Origin of the sequence: Streptococcus sp. K0074 (assembly GCF_048843365.1) — a bacterium.
Lineage (GTDB): Bacteria > Bacillota > Bacilli > Lactobacillales > Streptococcaceae > Streptococcus > Streptococcus mitis_BM.
In genome coordinates this window covers 940914-958786 of record NZ_CP184836.1, presented here as the reverse complement: position 1 = coordinate 958786, position 17873 = coordinate 940914, and the positions used below count along the sequence as shown (strand labels likewise).

The 17873-nt window shown below is 41.4% G+C and carries 17 protein-coding genes; 1 reads left to right on the top strand and 16 read right to left on the bottom strand.

Annotated elements, in window-relative coordinates; all coding sequences use genetic code 11:
• Position 1: 1 nt before the first annotated feature.
• From ACN076_RS04630 to ACN076_RS04560, 15 genes are all read right to left on the bottom strand, one after another.
• A complete protein-coding gene (locus ACN076_RS04630) occupies positions 2-1105 on the bottom strand; it encodes a glycosyltransferase (protein ID WP_153192528.1) in 1104 nt (367 codons plus the stop codon).
• Complete coding sequence (locus ACN076_RS04625; RefSeq protein ID WP_153192530.1) at positions 1095-1940, bottom strand: LicD family protein; 846 nt, start codon at positions 1938-1940, stop codon at positions 1095-1097. Before ACN076_RS04625 ends, ACN076_RS04630 begins: the two co-directional genes overlap by 11 nt.
• 124 nt (positions 1941-2064) lie before the next feature.
• Positions 2065-3360: an LCP family protein gene (locus tag ACN076_RS04620; RefSeq protein ID WP_261066126.1), complete on the bottom strand. Its 1296-nt coding sequence runs from the start codon at positions 3358-3360 to the stop codon at positions 2065-2067.
• Positions 3357-4205, bottom strand: coding sequence for a prephenate dehydratase (gene pheA, locus ACN076_RS04615; RefSeq protein ID WP_153192534.1), 849 nt, complete (start codon positions 4203-4205; stop codon positions 3357-3359). Before pheA ends, ACN076_RS04620 begins: the two co-directional genes overlap by 4 nt.
• Positions 4202-4678, bottom strand: a complete 477-nt coding sequence (locus tag ACN076_RS04610; RefSeq protein WP_420790217.1) for a shikimate kinase — start codon at positions 4676-4678, stop codon at positions 4202-4204. The genes pheA and ACN076_RS04610 overlap by 4 nt, the downstream gene beginning before the upstream one ends.
• Positions 4671-5954 carry a 3-phosphoshikimate 1-carboxyvinyltransferase gene (gene aroA / locus ACN076_RS04605; RefSeq protein WP_153192538.1) on the bottom strand — a complete coding sequence of 428 codons (1284 nt, stop codon included), beginning with the start codon at positions 5952-5954 and terminating at the stop codon, positions 4671-4673. Before aroA ends, ACN076_RS04610 begins: the two co-directional genes overlap by 8 nt.
• 91 nt (positions 5955-6045) lie before the next feature.
• Entirely contained in the window at positions 6046-6384 is a 339-nt protein-coding gene (locus ACN076_RS04600; RefSeq protein WP_153192540.1) for a YlbF/YmcA family competence regulator, read from the bottom strand.
• A gap of 53 nt (positions 6385-6437) precedes the next feature.
• Positions 6438-6725, bottom strand: coding sequence for a hypothetical protein (locus ACN076_RS04595; RefSeq protein WP_153192542.1), 288 nt, complete (start codon positions 6723-6725; stop codon positions 6438-6440).
• 144 nt (positions 6726-6869) lie between these two features.
• Complete coding sequence (locus ACN076_RS04590; protein WP_194250464.1) at positions 6870-7019, bottom strand: hypothetical protein; 150 nt, start codon at positions 7017-7019, stop codon at positions 6870-6872.
• Positions 7020-7029: 10 nt separating this feature from the next.
• Positions 7030-8133: a prephenate dehydrogenase gene (locus tag ACN076_RS04585; protein WP_420790216.1), complete on the bottom strand. Its 1104-nt coding sequence runs from the start codon at positions 8131-8133 to the stop codon at positions 7030-7032.
• Positions 8134-8142: 9 nt separating this feature from the next.
• Positions 8143-9309, bottom strand: a complete 1167-nt coding sequence (gene aroC, locus ACN076_RS04580; protein ID WP_153192546.1) for a chorismate synthase — start codon at positions 9307-9309, stop codon at positions 8143-8145.
• 9 nt (positions 9310-9318) lie between these two features.
• The gene (aroB, locus tag ACN076_RS04575) at positions 9319-10386 is read right to left on the bottom strand and encodes a 3-dehydroquinate synthase (RefSeq protein ID WP_261066127.1); all 1068 of its coding nucleotides are present in this window, start codon (positions 10384-10386) and stop codon (positions 9319-9321) included.
• 18 nt (positions 10387-10404) lie between these two features.
• Positions 10405-11259 (bottom strand): shikimate dehydrogenase, encoded by an 855-nt coding sequence (locus ACN076_RS04570; RefSeq protein ID WP_153192550.1) that lies wholly within the window; start codon positions 11257-11259, stop codon positions 10405-10407.
• Positions 11249-11926, bottom strand: coding sequence for a type I 3-dehydroquinate dehydratase (aroD, locus tag ACN076_RS04565; protein WP_153192552.1), 678 nt, complete (start codon positions 11924-11926; stop codon positions 11249-11251). Before aroD ends, ACN076_RS04570 begins: the two co-directional genes overlap by 11 nt.
• Positions 11923-13086, bottom strand: a complete 1164-nt coding sequence (locus tag ACN076_RS04560) for a class I SAM-dependent rRNA methyltransferase (RefSeq protein WP_261074454.1) — start codon at positions 13084-13086, stop codon at positions 11923-11925. The genes aroD and ACN076_RS04560 overlap by 4 nt, the downstream gene beginning before the upstream one ends.
• A 116-nt stretch (positions 13087-13202) precedes the next feature.
• Between ACN076_RS04560 and ACN076_RS04555 the strand changes: the two genes are divergently transcribed.
• A complete protein-coding gene (locus ACN076_RS04555) occupies positions 13203-15353 on the top strand; it encodes an LTA synthase family protein (protein WP_261073068.1) in 2151 nt (716 codons plus the stop codon).
• Between the two features lie 828 nt (positions 15354-16181).
• On the opposite strand, the gene ACN076_RS04550 is transcribed toward ACN076_RS04555, so the two are convergent.
• On the bottom strand, positions 16182-17525 hold the full coding sequence (locus tag ACN076_RS04550; protein ID WP_261066130.1) for a DEAD/DEAH box helicase: 1344 nt from the start codon (positions 17523-17525) through the stop codon (positions 16182-16184).
• Positions 17526-17873 lie beyond the last annotated feature (348 nt).

Below are 17873 nucleotides of genomic sequence, written 5' to 3'. Positions count from 1 at the left end.
GCTACTCCTCTAATAGTTTTTCTACTTGTTCGATTTGTTTGGCAATTGTGAATTGTTGAATGAATTGACTAGCCTCATTGACATCGAAGTTTGAAGCAGAGGTCATGTAGTCAGTAATTGCCTGAGCTGCCTCTTGATTGCTCTCAATGATTTGTCCAAATTGTCCGTCTTGGGATAATTCCTCAGCCCCTCCAACATCCGTAGAGACAAAAGGAAGTCCTAAACTCAAGGCCTCCACATACACTCCAGGAAAACCTTCTTGTTTAGACATAGACAAAAGAACTTTCATCTGAGATAAATACTGATAAGGATTTTTTTGATAACCAAGGAAATGTACATAGTCTTCAAGCTCATATTCTTTGACGCATTTTTTCAGTTCCTCTTCCATATCCCCAGCCCCGATAAAATAGAGATGATAGTTTTTTCCCTCTTGATGTAATAATCGTATCACTTCCACCACACGGTCAGAACCCTTATTTTCCTCAATCCGTCCAATAGTACAGATACTTTGAGGCGCAATCTCCATATCGATCTTCTCTTGAGATTTTTCTAGAATACTCTTAAAATCATATCCATTGTAGACCGTCTGTAATTTCGAAGCATAATCTGGATAGACTTCCTTGATAGAATTGCTGGTCTTTTTTGAAATCCCTACAATTGTATTCGCAGCATCCAACTGGCGTCTATGTGATTCTCTTTTGGAGCTATCCTTAAGAAATTCTTCGATACTTCCATGAATCCAAGAGATCTTCTTGACTTCTTTTCTTTTAGAGAACAAAAGTGGAGGATTCATAATGGTAAAGGAAACCTCAACATCATAGTCATCTTTCACCAGTAAGCGACGTGTCAATCTTGGAAAATAAACTCTCATTCTCCACAAAAGAGCTCGTAACCATCTGGCTTGGCGATAATCCTGAAGGGATTTTAAAATGCCTACATGCTTGGGAACAGATTCGTATCCCTTGTCAAAGTGCTCCATTTCAAGAATATCAATATCATACTTTTCTGGATCTAGATTTGAAACAATGGTCGACAGAATCTTCTCTGCTCCACCCCCGAGAGAAAAAGACCACATAAAAAATAAGATTTTTTTCTTAGCCACCATATTCTCCCTTGTATTCTGTATAAGACTTATCCATATCAGCGATGACAGCATCATGATGCGGTACTTGCTTGTCTGCTGGCGGAGGAGTCATATAATCGCCAAAAGCAGTACTGAGATAGGCATCATAGCCAACTGGAATGGGCATCTCTGTTCCTTCAAATGGCAAGAAGAGATTATCTTCAAAGGATGCGATTGGGTACTTGTTTCTCATGTAGCCAGGACCTGAGCATAATTCTGTGATGCCATCGCTCTCATCCAGACTATACTTGGTCATTTCTTTCTCAGCTTTTTTCCAAATGCGATAACGGAGAGATTTTGGAGTCACTCCCAGTAAAATACGGCTTCCCCATTTCATGAGAGCTCCATGCTTTTCTGGAACAGTTTGGGCACAAAAGAGCGAATAAATCAAGGCCCAGCGAACCTGTTTCTTCCGCTCAGCTGGATTTTTCGGATAATAATCCAAAGGCAAGACATCTAAGGCCAAACCATGTGGTAAATTCAAATCCTGCTGATAAGGCTTAATACAGGTAGTTTCCTTGTCACGAATGGTAATAAAAAGATTGCGGTCAACAAAATCCTTGTTACTCTTCGACAAGAAATAACGCTCATCTGCATAACAAGGCCATAATTCTGCTAATTTCTCATAATCTTTACGAGGCATAAAAAAGTCTAGGTCGTCATCCCAAGGAATAAAGCCCTTGTTTCGAAGGGTACCAATAGCACCTCCTCCACAGAGATAACAAAGTAAATCATGTTCCTTGCAAAATGCAACAAAATATTCAGCCATCTCCAGGCTACGAGCCTGAATTGCTTTTAAATCAGTCATATTGTTCATTATTCTTTCTATCGTATCGTTCCATTATACCACAAATAGGGGGTGAAAATCTATTGCAGACTGTAAAAATCAAAGCCTGACTGCTATCCAAATAGCTATCAAACTTTGATTTTTCTGTCTTATCTTATCTCAAGCCCATCTGAGACAATTTATTCTGATATTTATTTTGATCGACAAGCAAGCCCAAGCCTCCATAAACATCATAGGCATCTACCCAGTCACCAAGTTCTGGAATCGTCAATTTTTCAATACCATTTTGAACTCCGCCTAGGAAAGACAAGCCATTTGTTAACAGGAAGGTATAAGGAACATTCGTTGAGGTCATTGCGAATACCTTGCCAAGTGCCTCTGAGCCTGTAAAGAGCTTGGTTGGATCTTTGATTTGCTGAAGAACTGCTGTCAGTACTTGTTGCTGTCTTTTGGTACGGCCGTAATCCGCCTCATCATCATCACGGAAACGAGCATAATTGAGCAAGGTCGAGCCATTCATCTGCTGTTTTCCGACTTTGATGGTTTGGGTTGGAGACTCAGTCTCAGTAGCGTGTAAATCATCTCCGACTGTAGCTTCTGTTAGTGGACGCCCATTCAATGTTGAAAATTGAGCATCAATTGTCACCCCATCAGGGAAAAGTGTGTCAATCGCTGTAGCAAAGGCCTGAAAATCGACCAAGGCATAGTACTTAATGTCCAAATCAAAATTATCTTTCAAAACTTGACGAACCATTTCTGCCCCTTTTTGCCCCTCTTGTTCTCCTAACTCATAGGCTACGTTTAACTTGTTATCCGTCTGTTTTCTACCGTTAATGACTTGACTGTAACCGTCTATATAAACCAAATTGTCACGCATGAAGCTGACCAGCTTAATTTTCTTATCTGAGCCGCCAACATTTAATACCATAATAGAGTCCGTCCGCGTCTCAGCACTATTTTGACCGATTCGCCCATCTGTACCCATGATCAAAATATTAACACCATCTCTGGTATCCTGACCATTAAAAACTTCTACTTGAGCTGCCCTGGCATTGGCAATTTTATCTGGATTAGCATTGGTATAACCTTTCAAGAACATAAAAATCATACCCAATGCCAGACAAGCTAAGATAGCCAGTAAACCTGCGAAAATACGGCCCCATCGTAGCTTCCGCTTTTTGATTTTTTTCTTTGGAAGAGAATTGATCTTCTGATATCTCTCAGAACGACTACGGCTATTATAAGAAGGAATCGAAGTGTTAGCACTTGACTTTCTATAATCCTCGGTCAATTCCTGACTTTCTGAGGGAGCGTCACTACTTGCCCTATTTAATTTGTCTTGCAAGTAAGCAAACTCTTTTTTTTCTCGCTCATTGAGGTAATGAATGTTCTTAAAGAGATAGTCATAACGCAACTGCTCGTGATGACTTAAAGGATTTTCTTTACTCATCTTCTCTCCTTTCCATGGTCTGATATTGGATAAATAGGATAGGCACCCAGAACTTTATACTGGATTCCAATCGCTTCTAATTCTTTTTGGGCAAAGTGGACCAAGTCCTTATCAGCATAATCCACATCAATAATGAAAAAGTATTCGCCCAACGCTGTCTTGAGTGGACGACTTTCAATTTTTGTCAGGTCAATTCCTCGCCAAGCAAAGGTCGAAAGAGCCTTGTAGAGTGCACCTGGAAGGTTGTCAGGTAAGGTCAAGGCCAAACTCATTTTTTCAGTTTGTGCTTGCAAGGGAATAGCTGCACCTTCAGCTCCCAGAACCCAGAAACGTGTGAAATTGGCTTCCATTTCCTGAATATCCTCAGCAATCAGTTCCAAGCCATATTCTTCGGCAGAACTTCTAGGTGCAATGGCCGCAAAGGGCTGGTCTGGATGTTCAGAAATAAAACGGGCCGCATAAGCTGTACTAGCTGTTACCTCGATTTGGGCCTCTGGATATTGTTCATCGATGAATTTCTTTCCTTGAGCCAAGGCCTGTGGATGTGAAAAAATCTTTTCAATCTTAGTATGTCCTGGAACCACCATCAACTGCTGATGAATAGGCTGAACGATTTCTGCAACTGCTTGAATGCGAGCCTGATGAAAAAGGTAGTCCAAGGTTTCATGAACACTACCCTCGATAGAATTTTCAACTGGCACCACAGAATAGTCCACCAAGCCTTGCTCATAGGCCTTGATGACATCTGTAATATTGGCAAAGGCCTGCAATTCCTCATGAGGAAAAGTTGTCTGCACAACGTGATGTGAAAATGATCCCTTGGGACCTAGATAAGCAATTTTCATCTCAGTTCCTCTATAATTTCCTCTGGGCTTAACTTGGTCACATCCAAAACCCGACTGGCTACTTCCTCATACCAAGCCTGTCGTTCTTGGAAAATAGCTGCTAATCCTTCCTTGCTATTATTTAGAAAAAGTGGACGCTGATTGTCCTTATCAGCTGCGATACGTTGGTAGAGGGTTTCAAAATCTGCTTTCAGGTAGATGTTATCAGAATTGGTCTTGAGTAAATTGCGATTTCGCTGAGAAATGACTACACCTCCACCAGTTGACACGACTTGGTCTGTTTGTAGTAAATCAGCTAGGACTTCTGATTCTACCTGACGAAAGGCCGCTTCTCCCTTTTCAGCGAAAAAATTCACAATGAACATACCTAAGCGCTTCTCTATCAGAGCATCCATATCAAGGTAATTAGGGTTCAAGCCTCTTGCAATGGTCGATTTTCCAGCCCCCATAAATCCTAGCAATACCTTAGCCATGAATCAAGTTCTCCAAATCATCAAAGAAACTAGGATAGCTGGTATTGATGGCTTCTGCACGGTCAAGATCCACCTCTCCATCTGCAACCAAGAGGGCTGCGATAGCTGTCATCATGCCGATACGGTGGTCACCAAACGTATTGACTCTAGCACCGTGAAGAGCTGATTTTCCTTTGATAATCATCCCATCTGCCGTAGGAGTAATATCCGCACCCATGCTATTTAAAGCGTCTGCCACAACCTGAATGCGGTCTGTTTCCTTGACCTTTAGCTCCTCAGCATCCTTGATAACTGTTACACCTTGGGCTTGAGTCGCAAGCAGGGCAATAATGGGCAATTCATCAATCAAACGTGGAATCAAAGCGCCACCAATCTCTGTTCCTTTCAAGTCAGAAGACTCAACAGTCAAAGTAGCAGATTTAGCGACTGGATCGATTTCAGTTATTTCCAATTTTCCACCCATGGCACGAATGACATCGATAATACCGGTGCGCGTTTCGTTGATCCCCACATTCTGCAGCACTACACGAGAATTTGGAACAATCAAACCTGCGACTAACCAAAAGGCTGCACTGGAAATATCTCCTGGCACGACAACCTTTTGTCCAGTCAGTTTTTGTGGTCCTTGGACTGTGATTTTCTTGCCCTCCACACTTAAATGGCCACCAAATTGTTGCAACATATCTTCAGTATGATTACGGGTGCACTCTTTCTCGATAATAACAGACTCCCCCTGAGCCTGCAAGGCCGCAAACATCAAGGCTGACTTGACTTGGGCAGAGGCAATTGGCAACTCATAATAAATAGGTCTTAGGTTTTTTGTCCCTTTTAAGTGAAGGGGAGGCAAGTCTCGCTCAGTTTGCCCTGAAATACTAACGCCCATTTTTTTCAGTGGAAGGGTCACACGATCCATAGGGCGTTTGGATAGACTGTCGTCTCCGAACATCTCTACTTCGAAGTCGGCCCCTGCAAGGACACCTGAAATCAGGCGAATCGAGGTGCCAGAATTTCCCATATCAAGGGCATTTTGCGGAGCTTTTAGGCCGTCCATACCGACACCTTGAATGGTAATAACCCCATCTTTATCCTCAATATCAACACCAAGGTCACGAAAAACTTTAATAGTTGAGAGCACGTCCTCGCCCCTTAAAATATCATAAACCTTTGTCTCACCCTCAGCCAAACTTCCAAAGATAATGGAACGGTGACTGATAGACTTGTCACCTGGAACGCGGATACTGCCATGTAAGTGGCTAATGTTTGTTTTTAGTTTCATACTGGACCTCATACTTGCAATACTTTTACCTATTTTATCATAAAAAGCCAGAAATTCCTTAAAAATTCCTGACTTTAGGATTGTTATTTTCTTATTTTAGCAATTCTGAAACTGGTTCGAAAACAATTTTTTCAATGTCAGAAAGGTAAATTGCCAATTGTTGTTGCTTGGTAAAGAATTCTGACAAGAGGCTATTCCCCTGAATCTGCTTGCCAAAGTTTTCCATCTTCGCTTGGAAGGAAGCATCTGGCATTTGACCTGTCTGCGCTAATCTTTGAATTTCCTCTTGGAAAGCAACATATTCTGTAAATATTTTACTTGCCTCAGCATCTGCTGCAATCGCATCTTTAGCTGCTTTGACAGCCTTGTATTCTGGCAATTCGCGTAGACCGCGACTGAGTTCGTTTGCACTATCGTAAATATTTGACATGATTTTCTCCTTATTTATTTCTTTTAAAATTAATAGTCACTCTGTGGTCTTTATTATTGTGCAATCACTTTTATATGACCTCTTGAATGTCCATTGCTTAATTCCTTATCTGGTATATACTCTATCTTCAAAGTTCCTAAATTAGAACCTGTTTTTATTTCATTTGGCATAAGATTATCAAAATAGTTATTTATCTCATCATCAGATAAGGATGATGAGATCGATTTAACAATATCATGAAATACTTCTTTCATTCCTGCAACACCAGATTCACTATTTTCATTTGTCTGATTTATTGTTACATTGATTTTATCAGTATCATTTGCATGTAAAAGTTCCAAGTAATATCCGTAGCTTGATGCGAAATATTTTATTTTTGTATTTCATTTTTTGATATTTTATAATGGGCTATTAGAATTTTGATTATAGCTATTGATAAACTCATTAATAATTCTATCGTCTACATACTTTGAATTGATTTTCTCTTAACTTATTTCCTTGTCGGATCGTTCATTTTTTGTCTCAACACTTGCTTCTGAAGTAGTTTTCACATCTTTTTTAACAACGTAAGCTCTAAGTAAGATAAAAGAAATAAAGATAACACCAAATATGAATTTAGGTTCTATTTTAGGCATAATTTTCTCCTTATTTGATAACGACTGTGTAGTCGGTATTTTCTGTTATGAGGTGCTCGGCTCGTTCTAAATCTTGAGCATTTTTAAATGAGATTTGTAGAATCCCGTGAATATCCTCACGGTTTTCCTCGTTAATGCGGATGTTAACCAAAGAAGTTCCACGTAGTAGTTCCAAAATCCGTAAGATGACATCTTCTTCATCAGGAACATCAACATAGAGATCGTAAGAACTGTCCACACCACCACGTTTATGAATTTCCATGGCCTGACGCTTCTCACGCGCTTGATTGAAAAAGTTCCAAATCTGCTCCTCATCTCCCTTACTGATGGCTTGTCCAACCTCATCTAAGCGCTCCTTGAAATCCGCAATTCGATCCAGAATGGTCTCACGATTGGACAAGAGAATAGAAGTCCACATGCCCGGCTCGCTTTCCGCAATTCGGGTCATATCTCGAAAACCACCGGCCGCAAAGCGCCTTGCCATCTCATGTTCTTGAGCATAGACCGCAGTCTGCTCCATGAGACTGGAAGCCAGAATATGAGGAAAATGGCTAATCTGAGAAGTCACACGATCATGCTCTTTGGCATCAATTTCGATAAAGCGAGCATGAAGACATGAAAGCAGATCCTTCATTTCCTCAAGCGTATCCTGACTTGTCAGGCTCGAAGGTGTGAAGATATAGTAGGCATTTTCAAAGAGATTGACATCCGCAGAAGCTGCTCCTGTCTTATGACTACCAGCCATGGGATGGGCCCCGACAAAGCGAACAGGCTTGCCAGCCAAATACTGCTCCGCTGCATCCACAATGGCTGACTTGGTCGAACCGGCATCTGAAATAATCACACTTTTTTTCAAGTCCAAGTCGGCCAACTCCTTAATGAAAGCAATGGTTTGTTTGATTGGCAAACTGAGGATGATGATATCTGCCAAAGGAGCAAAACTGGCAAAATCATCCGTTGCACGGTCAATCATGCCTTCTTTCAAGGCGATATCTCTCGAAGCTTGACTGCGATTATAACCTAAAATTTCATAGTCTGGATGATCACGTTTGATACCAAGTGCCATAGAGGCACCAATCAAACCAAGACCTGCGATATAGATTGTTTTTGCCATAGGAACTCCTTAATAGTTCTTTGTATAGTCTCGGTGGTTAGATACTGCTTCTTTTAATTCCTCGAGATTATCTGATGAGAATTTTTCAAGGATTTCTTGCGCCAGAACCGTTGCTACAACAGCTTCCATGACCACTCCAGCAGCTGGAAGGGCGGTCGGATCACTTCTCTCCACGGTTGCCTTGTAAGGTTCGTGGGTTTCGATATCCACACTCATAAGAGGCTTATAGAGAGTGGGAATGGGTTTCATAACGCCACGAACAACAATAGGTTGCCCATTAGTCATACCACCTTCAAAGCCACCCAGATTGTTGGTACGGCGGGTATAGCCGTCTTCTTTAGACCAAAGAATTTCGTCCATGACTTGGCTGCCTTTACGATAACCAGCTTCAAAGCCAAGACCAAATTCTACCCCTTTAAAGGCATTGATAGAGACAACAGCTTGGGCAAGTCTGGCATCTAATTTTCTGTCCCATTGGACATAGGAACCAAGACCAACTGGAACACCTCCAACGACTGTCTCCACAACTCCACCGATGGTATCACCGTCACGCTTTATTTGGTCAATATAATCCTTGATTTCCTGTTCCCGTTCTTGGTTGACAATAGAAACTTCAGACTGGGCAGCTCTTTCCTTAATCTCAGCTACTGTCAGATTCTCAGGAACATCGATTTCCTTGCCACCAAAGACTACGACATGGTTGGCAATCTCCATATCCAGCTCAGCCAAGAGGCGTTTTGCTACTGCCCCAACTGCCACCCGCATGGTTGTTTCACGAGCTGATGAACGCTCCAAGGAATTACGTAAATCATCAAAACGGTACTTGATGCCCCCAACCAAGTCAGCATGACCTGGACGTGGATGGGTGATTTTCCGTTTGCTTTTAAGGCGGTCTTCAATGTCCTCCGCAGACATGATATCCAGCCATTTTTGGTGGTCCTTATTGATGACATCCATGGTAATGGGAGCCCCAGTAGTCTTCCCATGGCGAACACCCGAAGTAAAGATAACTTGGTCGCTCTCAATCTTCATACGACCACCGCGGCCGTATCCACCCTGGCGACGTTTCAAATCCTCATTGATATCCTCTGCTGTCAAAGGAAGTCCAGCTGGAATTCCTTCAATGATAGCCGTCAGACGGGGGCCGTGTGATTCTCCTGCAGTTAAATATCTCATACACTCTCCTTATTTTACCAAGTAGTCTTTCATCTCTTCCAGAGAAACTGGGTGGATGGTCGCTGAGCCAAGCTCTGGCACCAAGACCAATTTCAAGGTATTGCCACGCGCTTTTTTGTCATGAGTCAAAGCTTGATAAAGCTTGTCAACATTCCAGTTTTCATAGTCAACAGGTAGTCCAAATTTCTGACACATCTCTGTGATGGACTGGGTTATTCCTTCTGGCATGAAACCTTTTTCCTCAGCAACCTTGGAAATCTGAACCATTCCCATGGCCACAGCCTCTCCATGCATGACCTTTCCATAACCAGCAGTCGCTTCAATAGCATGACCAATAGTGTGACCAAAATTGAGGTAAAGGCGTACACCATTGTCCAGCTCATCCTCAACCACCATCTTGCGCTTGACCTGACAAGAATGTTCAATCAAAGTCTCCGCATGTTCCATAATGCTCTCTACAGAACCATCCAGCTCCGTCAAAAGAGCCCAAAGTTCTGGATCCTCAATCAAGCCATACTTGATGACCTCCCCCATCCCTTCAATCAACTCTCTTTTTCCAAGCGTTTCAAGGACAAGTGGATCAATCAGAACCCCATCTGGTTGGGCAAAGGTACCCACCATATTCTTAGCAAATGGAGTGTTGACACCTGTCTTTCCGCCGATAGAAGAATCCACCTGAGCTGTCAAGCTGGTCGGAATCTGAACAAAGTGAATGCCCCGCATATAGGTAGAGGCCACAAAACCAGCCAAATCCCCAACGACACCACCACCAAGAGCCACGATTCCATCGCTACGAGTCAGGTCCTGCTTAACTAGAAATTCATAGACTTTCTGAACAGTGGTTAAATTCTTTCTTTCTTCCCCTTCTAAAAAGTCAAAAACAGCTACCTGAAAACCAGCATCTTCTAGGCTGAGCTTGACCTTCTCTGCATAAAGAGAAGCTACATGGTTGTCTGTTACAATGACCACTTTTTGAGGTTGCCAGAGTTCTCGCAACCATTGACCAGCCTGAGCCAGACAGCCTTTTTCAATCTGAATATCATAAGGATGATGAGGAATATCGATTCTGATTTTCATAGGAGAATCTCCCTTTCTTTATTGGTATTTTTCTGTTAAGGACTGCCAAATCTCTTCTGTTGGCATTTCCTTGCCTGTCCACAGTTGAAAAGCTTCTGCAGCTTGATAGAGCAACATTCCCAGACCATTGACGGCTGAATTACCCTGACTTCTGGCCCATTTCAAAAATGGTGTTTCAAAGGGTTGGTAAATGATATCTGCTACTAAAAGAGTTTCTGGTAGGACAATGTATTCAGGAACTGGAGATGATTGACCATCCATGCCCACACTGGTGGCATTGACCAGTAAATCCGACTCGGCAATCCTTGCTTGCAGTTCAGGAACATCTTCTAAAGCATACAGGTCCACCTTAAAGCCTGTCTGCTCCTGTAACTTGTCTAGATAAGGTCTTGTTTTTTCCATAGAAACTGAACGAACAAAGACAGAAATCTGACTGATACCATCCAAAATAGCTTGTGCCAAAATGGACTTAGCCGCACCACCTGCACCCAGCAGGGTCATCCTTTTACCTGAAATTGTAAAAGAAGGCAAGCTCTTAAAAAATCCCTTGCCATCTGTATTATATCCAATTAAATTGCCATTCTCATTGACAACCGTATTAACCGCACCAATCAAGCGTGCTTCATCGCTCAGCCCATCCAAATAAGGAATCACTTGCTCCTTATAGGGCATGGACAGGTTGATGCCAAACATCTGGTAGCGACGAATATTAGCCACTGTTTCTACCAAGTCACTCGCTTCAATCTCCCAAGCCACGTAAGCACCATTGGTAGCTGTCGCCTCAAAGGCACTATTGTGAATAAAAGGGGAAATAGAATGTTTAATAGGATTGGCAACAACTGCAGCTAAACGTGTATAGCCATCAAGCTTCATCCAAAATCTCCCTGATTTTTTTCATGTTGGCTAGAGAAATCTGACCAGGGGCACTAGCCTCATCCAGACTGGCAAAAGACCAGCTAGAACCAGTCACATCCGCAGTAATACGAGAGACCTTGCCCACCTTACCCATAGAAATAGTTACATATTCCTGCTCAGGATTGAGGGTTTTAAAGCCTCGTGTATAGTTCATCAGGTCTAGCACATCCTGCTCCGTGTGAGCCATAACCGCAACCTTAACAAGTTTTGGATTTAGGCTCGTCAACTCTGACAAGATCTCCATCATGTTTTCAGGTGTTTCTTGGAAATTATGGTAACTCAAAACAAGATTTGGGAAGTCCAGCATTTCCTCAAAAACATCCTTATAGCTATAGTACTCAAAATCAATATAGTCTGGTTGATAGAGTTGCGCAACTTCCTTGATTAGATGGATATACTCTTCTGGAGAAAGGTCGATTTCTCCCCCCTCAGCGCAAGTTCGCAGCGTGAAAACCAGCTCACGGCCTGCGAATTTTTCAAAAATAGCTGGAGCCACCTGCAAAATCGCTTCTTTAGGCAGATAGTCGGCACGCCATTCAATGATGTCGGCATCCAGGTACCTTGTGGCATCCAGAGCCTGAGCCTCCTCTAAACTTCTTGGCATTACTGAAACGATTAATTTCATTTACTAACCTTCATACTAATCACCTTGAGGTAATTACTACTTTCATCTTTTTTATTATAGGCAAAATCTGCTGGAAGACCGTATTTATTTAAAATCTGGTAACTTCTTCCTGCAAAGCCTTTATCAATTTGTTCTGTAAATTTTTGGCGGGAAACATTGGCGGCATTGGTACTGGCAATGATAATCCCTCCAGGATTTAAAATCTCAAGACTCTGGGAAATCAACTTGTGATAATCCTTGGCCACAGAGAAAGTTTGTTTTTTGTTCCGAGCAAAGCTAGGCGGATCTAGGACAATCACATCGTAGGTCAAGCCTTTTCGCTTGGCATACTTGAAATATTCAAAGACATCCATGACCACAAAACGGTGGTCGTCTGTACTGATTCCATTTGCCTGAAAATGCGCTTGAGACAATTCTCGTGAACGTTTGGCTAGGTCAACCGAAGTAGTCTGGCTTGCTCCTCCCATGGCCGCAGATACTGAAAAGGCTGCTGTGTAGGAAAACATATTGAGCAAGGATTTGCCCATAGCCAATCCGTCAACCAGACTCCCTCGAACCTCGTGCTGGTCTAGGAAAATCCCTGTCATCAAGCCATCATTCATAAAAACTTGATACAAGACACCATTTTCCAGAACAGTGAAAAAGTCAGGTGCTTCTTGACCATAAACATGGGCAGATTCATAGTCCAATCCTTTAAAGCGAATCTTCTCATAGGCTCCTAACACCTCAGGAAAAATCTGTCTAAAAGCTTCTGAGATGGTCTGACAAATCTGATAAACATAAGAGTTATACCAAGAAAAGACAGCATAGTCGCCATAAAGGTCCACTGTCAGACCCCCAAAGCCATCCCCCTCTTGGTTGAAGAGACGAAAGGCAGTTGTCAAATCATCTTGATAATAGGCACTTCTCTTTTCTTTAGCTTGTCTAAACAGCGTTTCAAAGAAAGCTTGATTGAAGGCCACCTTGTCCTTACTAACAAACCAGCCCAAGCCCTTGTTTTGCTGAGAAAGGTAGGCAGTCCCAAGAAAGATTCCTTCCTGACTCTGTACTTCTACTTCCTGATCCTTAAGATTGACATTCTCAAGATCACTGGCTTCTAGTAAAACCAGACCTTTGGCGAGCTTCTTTTCAACCCTTTTGCTAACTCTTATTCTATTCATAATTACCATTATATCAAACTTTTAGACAATTCTCAAAAAAGAAACTACCCTTGCTTTTTTACTCTTCTTTTAAAAAATGGTATACTAATACTAATAAAAAATTAGGAAGTAAATGTGTGAGAATTAATTTTAACAAAATCCAAAAAGCCATCGGTACCAGACTGGGTTTTGTCCTAACCCTTTTAATCCTCTATTGGCTCAAAACCTTATTAGCCTATACCGTTGACTTTAATTTAGATATTCAAGTAGGTAAGTTGCAGGGGAATTACCTTGCCTTTATAGCCTTTTTCAATCCCCTTCCTTTGGGGCTACTCCTGCTAGCTCTAGCCCTCTATGCTCGGTCAACCAAGATCTTTTATGGCCTGAGTATAGCTATTTATAGCCTTTTATTCATTTGGCTCTATTCTAATATCTTTTACTATCGAGAATTTAGTGACTTTATCACAGCTAATACCATGAAGGTGGTCAGCAAGGTGTCTGTCGGCACTGCAGAACTAGAGTTACTGCGTCCTTGGGATTTCATCTATTTTATGGATTTCCCATTGCTGGCTTTCCTTTTCTATAAAAAATTCATCCAGCTGGATAGGAGAACTTTCAAATTCCGCTCCAGTGTTGCCATCACTGCTCTCTCGGCCCTGCTCTTTTCAGCTAACCTTTTCTTGGCTGAAATTGAGCGTCCCGATCTCCTATCGCGAGGATTTTCTAATTATTATATTGTTCGTGCCCTTAGTTTGCCAGCCTTTTTAGGTTATAGCGCCAACCAATCCTACAGCGCCAACAAGGAACGGGCTAAGGCCTCTGAGACTGATCTTCAACCTATTACAGATTATATTCAAGAACATTCGGCTAAGCCTAATCCAGACTATTTCGGCTTAGCCAAAGGGAAAAATGTGATTTATCTCCACTTGGAAAGTTTCCAGCAGTTCCTACTGGACTATAAACTCAACATAGATGGAACTGAGCATGAAGTCACTCCCTTCCTAAATTCACTCTACCATTCGCAATCAACCCTAGCCTTTTCGAATATCTTTAACCAAGTCAAGGCTGGTAAGACCTCAGATGCGGAAACCATGCTGGAGACTGGTTTGTTTGGACTTGACCAAGGTTCTTTCATGGTCAATTACGGTGGTACCAATACCCAGCAGGCAGCTCCTTTTATCCTATCAAAAAACGGCTACCAATCAAGTGCTGTCTTTCACGGTAATATCGGAACCTTCTGGAACCGAAATACGACCTACAAACAATGGGGCTACCAATACTTCTTTGATGCTTCCTACTTCACCAAGCAAGACAGTAGCAATTCTTTCCAATATGGTTTAAATGATAAAATCATGATGAAGGATTCTATTCAGTATCTGGAGCATTTACAGCAACCTTTTTATGCTAAGTATATCACGGTGTCCAATCACTATCCCTATGCTAGCAATCTGACAGGCGATGAGCTTGGTTTCCCACTGGCTAAAACCAAAGATGAAACAATCAACGGCTATTTCCAAACAGCTAACTATCTGGATAGTACCATCAAGGCCTTCTTTGACTATCTCAAAGAAAGTGGCCTCTATGAAAAATCCATCATCGTCATCTACGGAGACCATTATGGTATTTCCAATTCCCGCAATCCTGACCTGGCGCCATTGATTGGCAAGACTTCTGAGAACTGGTCGAATTACGACAATGCCATGTTGCAACGAGTGCCTTTTATGGTGGTCATGCCTGGCTATGAAAAGGGACAAATCATCAATACCTACGGTGGACAAATCGATATCTTACCGACTCTCGAACACCTCCTTGGTATCGAATCCAGTTCCTTCCTTCAAGTTGGACAAGACCTCCTATCACCAGACCACCAAGAAATCGTTGCCTTTCGAAATGCCAATTCCTTCGTCACACCAAAATATACCAGCTACGACGGAAGAACCTACTATACTGAGAGCGGTCTTGAAATCAGCAATCTTGATGAACAAGCTCAAACTGAACTAGAAATTGTTCGTCAAGCAGCTAGTCAACAGCTTAAAATCAGCGACCAGATTCAAACTGGCGATTTGATACGTTTCTACCAAGCAGATCATCTTGGAAAAGTTGATACAGAAAGTATTTCTTACCTCAATTCTTTACCAATTCTTCAAAAGATTGAGCAGGAAAAAGGTAGTCAGTCAACTAGTCTTTTTAGCCAACGACAAGGTAAAACCAGTGCTAACCTTTTCAAGGCACCAAGTTACCAAGAACTCCACCCAGAGTCGGCTGAAACCGAATCAAAATCACAATAAAAGATGCTCTTCCGTCTTGGAGGAGTATTCTTTTTATCAACAAAAATCAAAGAACAAACTAGGAAACTAGCCTCAGGTCAACTCTGAGATTGTAGGTAGAGAGGTTGTAACTGCAATATATGTCTGTCAAGTTTAGTGACGTAGATAGTAGAAGATAAATCAGCTTCAGTAGATATCTAGAAAATTTTATTTTATAGAAAAGCCTTTTGTTACAAACTCAATATACTATCAATAAATAATATCATAGAAGCAACAATAATTATAATTTCACCTATCTGCATAATTCTATTTCGAACTCTAAATATATGTTCTATCAAAAATACTTGGATCACACACATTATAGGAATTAAATTTTTTGAAATTGAAAAATATCCAAATAAATAAACTATAAACAACAAAAATAGAAACTTGTTATATTTCTTATTCATGACATTCCCCTCTTTATTTTTTGATTACCAATCTTAATCATTTACAACCACATTATAACAAACTACGAAATCCTTGTTAACAAATATTGCCATTTTTTAAAATTTTTTGTGATTCTTACTTCGATATTGATTTTAGATGACTTTTCGTCTATACTTAGGTGTGAACACAACAGTTCTACTTTGTGTACGATAAACTATGAGCCTTTTGTGCCATATTTTTCTCCTTTCGCTTTACAATTGGCTTGAACACCTTTATTGTATCGCGTTTGGAGTTTTTTTGGTATAACCTTCGATGCATACCCGCATAGCGGGTGGTTTTTTGTCTCGCACCTAACGGATCGAGATGGACTGAAAGTCACATAATTAAAAAAGTTGGAGCTCAGTACTCCAACAATTTCTATTAAAATGTTTGGCGTTTTGCTTTACGCTCTGCACGACCGCGAGCACGATTTTCGGCACGCTTGGTTTTGCGGCGCTTTTCATCAACCGCCCATTGAATTTTCTTCTTATAACCCGGTTTGACTTTTTTCTTTTTCTTTTTGACCAAGCCAATCATTTCGATATCAAGTTTATCTTGTTTTTTCTCACGGTTAGCACGACGATCACGGTCATAAGTATCTTGAAATTCCCCGTCTTTGACTATCTTAGGAGTAAACTTGATTCCCAATTTCTCCAACTCACGGATATCCGAGTCATCGCTTGGCTGATATAGGGTAATAGCTGTACCTGGTAGGCCGTTTCGTCCAGTTCGACCAACACGGTGCACAAAGAAAGATAAGTCTTGCGGAATGGCATCATTGATGACATGACTGACACCTTCAATGTCAATTCCACGCGCCGCCAAGTCTGTTGCGACAATGTACTCAAAATCCAGATTTTTCACCTGATTCATGATTCGCTTACGTTCACGAGGGGCAATATCTCCATGGATTTTTGCCACCTTCAAGCCTTGAGCAGTCAGATATGAATGCAATTCATCAGCACGAGTTTTAGTGTTAACAAAAATCATTGCCAAATACGGTTGCATCAACTGAGTCAACTGGTAAATTTGAGCATTCTTATCTCGACCCTTGGTCGAAATCAACCAATTATCAATGGTATCAGAAATGACCGTTTTGGTCTTGATTTTCTCCATAACAGGATTTGATAAGTATTTTTTCAAGAATGGTTGCAACTTTTGTGGAATAGTCGCTGAGAAAACCATGAATTGCAGGTCTTTTGGAAGGCTGCCAGCAATCTTATCAACAGTTTCCAAGAATCCCATATCCAAGGTCATATCTGCCTCATCGACCACAAAGGTCTTGGCCTTGTGAATAGCCAAATCACCGGATTTAACCAAGTCGTAGATACGGCCTGGTGTTCCAATAACAATATGAGGCTGATTGCTTGCCAATTTCTCAATCTGGCGAGCCTTATCCGTACCACCCACATAATTAACCACACGAACTTCGACATCTGAGTGAGCTGCAATCTGACGCGCTGCTTGGTAAATTTGAGTAGCCAACTCACGACTCGGTGCAGTAATCACTGCTTGTACACTATCGCTAGCTTCATCTAATTGCTGGAAAATCGGTAACAAGAAAGTGTGAGTCTTACCCGAACCTGTTTTTGATTCTCCAACCAAATCCCGGCCTGCCAAGACAATGGGAATCAACTTATCTTGTACCTCTGTTGGAGTTGTAAATTTCAACTCCTCCAAGGCTTCTCTAATATAGTTTTTAAATTGAAATTTCGTAAATGACATAATATCCTCGATTCTATCTATCTTATCAATTATACCATATTTTATTCCATTTCAGTAGTCTCACTTATTTAGGCTATTTCCAGTACCTTTTCTAGTCAGAAAAAGGCTGGAACTTCATGATTCCAACCTCTTTTCATACTCAATGAAAATTAAAGAGCAAACTAGCCGCAGGTTGCTCAAAACACTGTTTTGAGGTTGCAGATAGAACTGACGAAGTCAGTAACATCTATACGGCAAGGTGAAGCTGACGTGGTTTGAATTTGATTTTCGAAGAGTATTAGGCTATTTCCTGTAGCTTTTCTAGTCAGAAAAAGGCTAGAATTTTATAATTCCAACCTCTTTTCAGTC

Coding starts and splice junctions, on each gene's coding strand:
- ACN076_RS04630 (WP_153192528.1), bottom strand. CDS start 1,105: ATGGTGGCTAAGAAAAAAATCTTATTTTTTATGTGGTCTTTTTCTCTC.
- ACN076_RS04625 (WP_153192530.1), bottom strand. CDS start 1,940: ATGAACAATATGACTGATTTAAAAGCAATTCAGGCTCGTAGCCTGGAG.
- ACN076_RS04620 (WP_261066126.1), bottom strand. CDS start 3,360: ATGAGTAAAGAAAATCCTTTAAGTCATCACGAGCAGTTGCGTTATGAC.
- pheA (WP_153192534.1), bottom strand. CDS start 4,205: ATGAAAATTGCTTATCTAGGTCCCAAGGGATCATTTTCACATCACGTT.
- ACN076_RS04610 (WP_420790217.1), bottom strand. CDS start 4,678: ATGGCTAAGGTATTGCTAGGATTTATGGGGGCTGGAAAATCGACCATT.
- aroA (WP_153192538.1), bottom strand. CDS start 5,954: ATGAAACTAAAAACAAACATTAGCCACTTACATGGCAGTATCCGCGTT.
- ACN076_RS04600 (WP_153192540.1), bottom strand. CDS start 6,384: ATGTCAAATATTTACGATAGTGCAAACGAACTCAGTCGCGGTCTACGC.
- ACN076_RS04590 (WP_194250464.1), bottom strand. CDS start 7,019: ATGCCTAAAATAGAACCTAAATTCATATTTGGTGTTATCTTTATTTCT.
- ACN076_RS04585 (WP_420790216.1), bottom strand. CDS start 8,133: ATGGCAAAAACAATCTATATCGCAGGTCTTGGTTTGATTGGTGCCTCT.
- aroC (WP_153192546.1), bottom strand. CDS start 9,309: ATGAGATATTTAACTGCAGGAGAATCACACGGCCCCCGTCTGACGGCT.
- aroB (WP_261066127.1), bottom strand. CDS start 10,386: ATGAAAATCAGAATCGATATTCCTCATCATCCTTATGATATTCAGATT.
- ACN076_RS04570 (WP_153192550.1), bottom strand. CDS start 11,259: ATGAAGCTTGATGGCTATACACGTTTAGCTGCAGTTGTTGCCAATCCT.
- aroD (WP_153192552.1), bottom strand. CDS start 11,926: ATGAAATTAATCGTTTCAGTAATGCCAAGAAGTTTAGAGGAGGCTCAG.
- ACN076_RS04560 (WP_261074454.1), bottom strand. CDS start 13,086: ATGAATAGAATAAGAGTTAGCAAAAGGGTTGAAAAGAAGCTCGCCAAA.
- ACN076_RS04550 (WP_261066130.1), bottom strand. CDS start 17,525: ATGTCATTTACGAAATTTCAATTTAAAAACTATATTAGAGAAGCCTTG.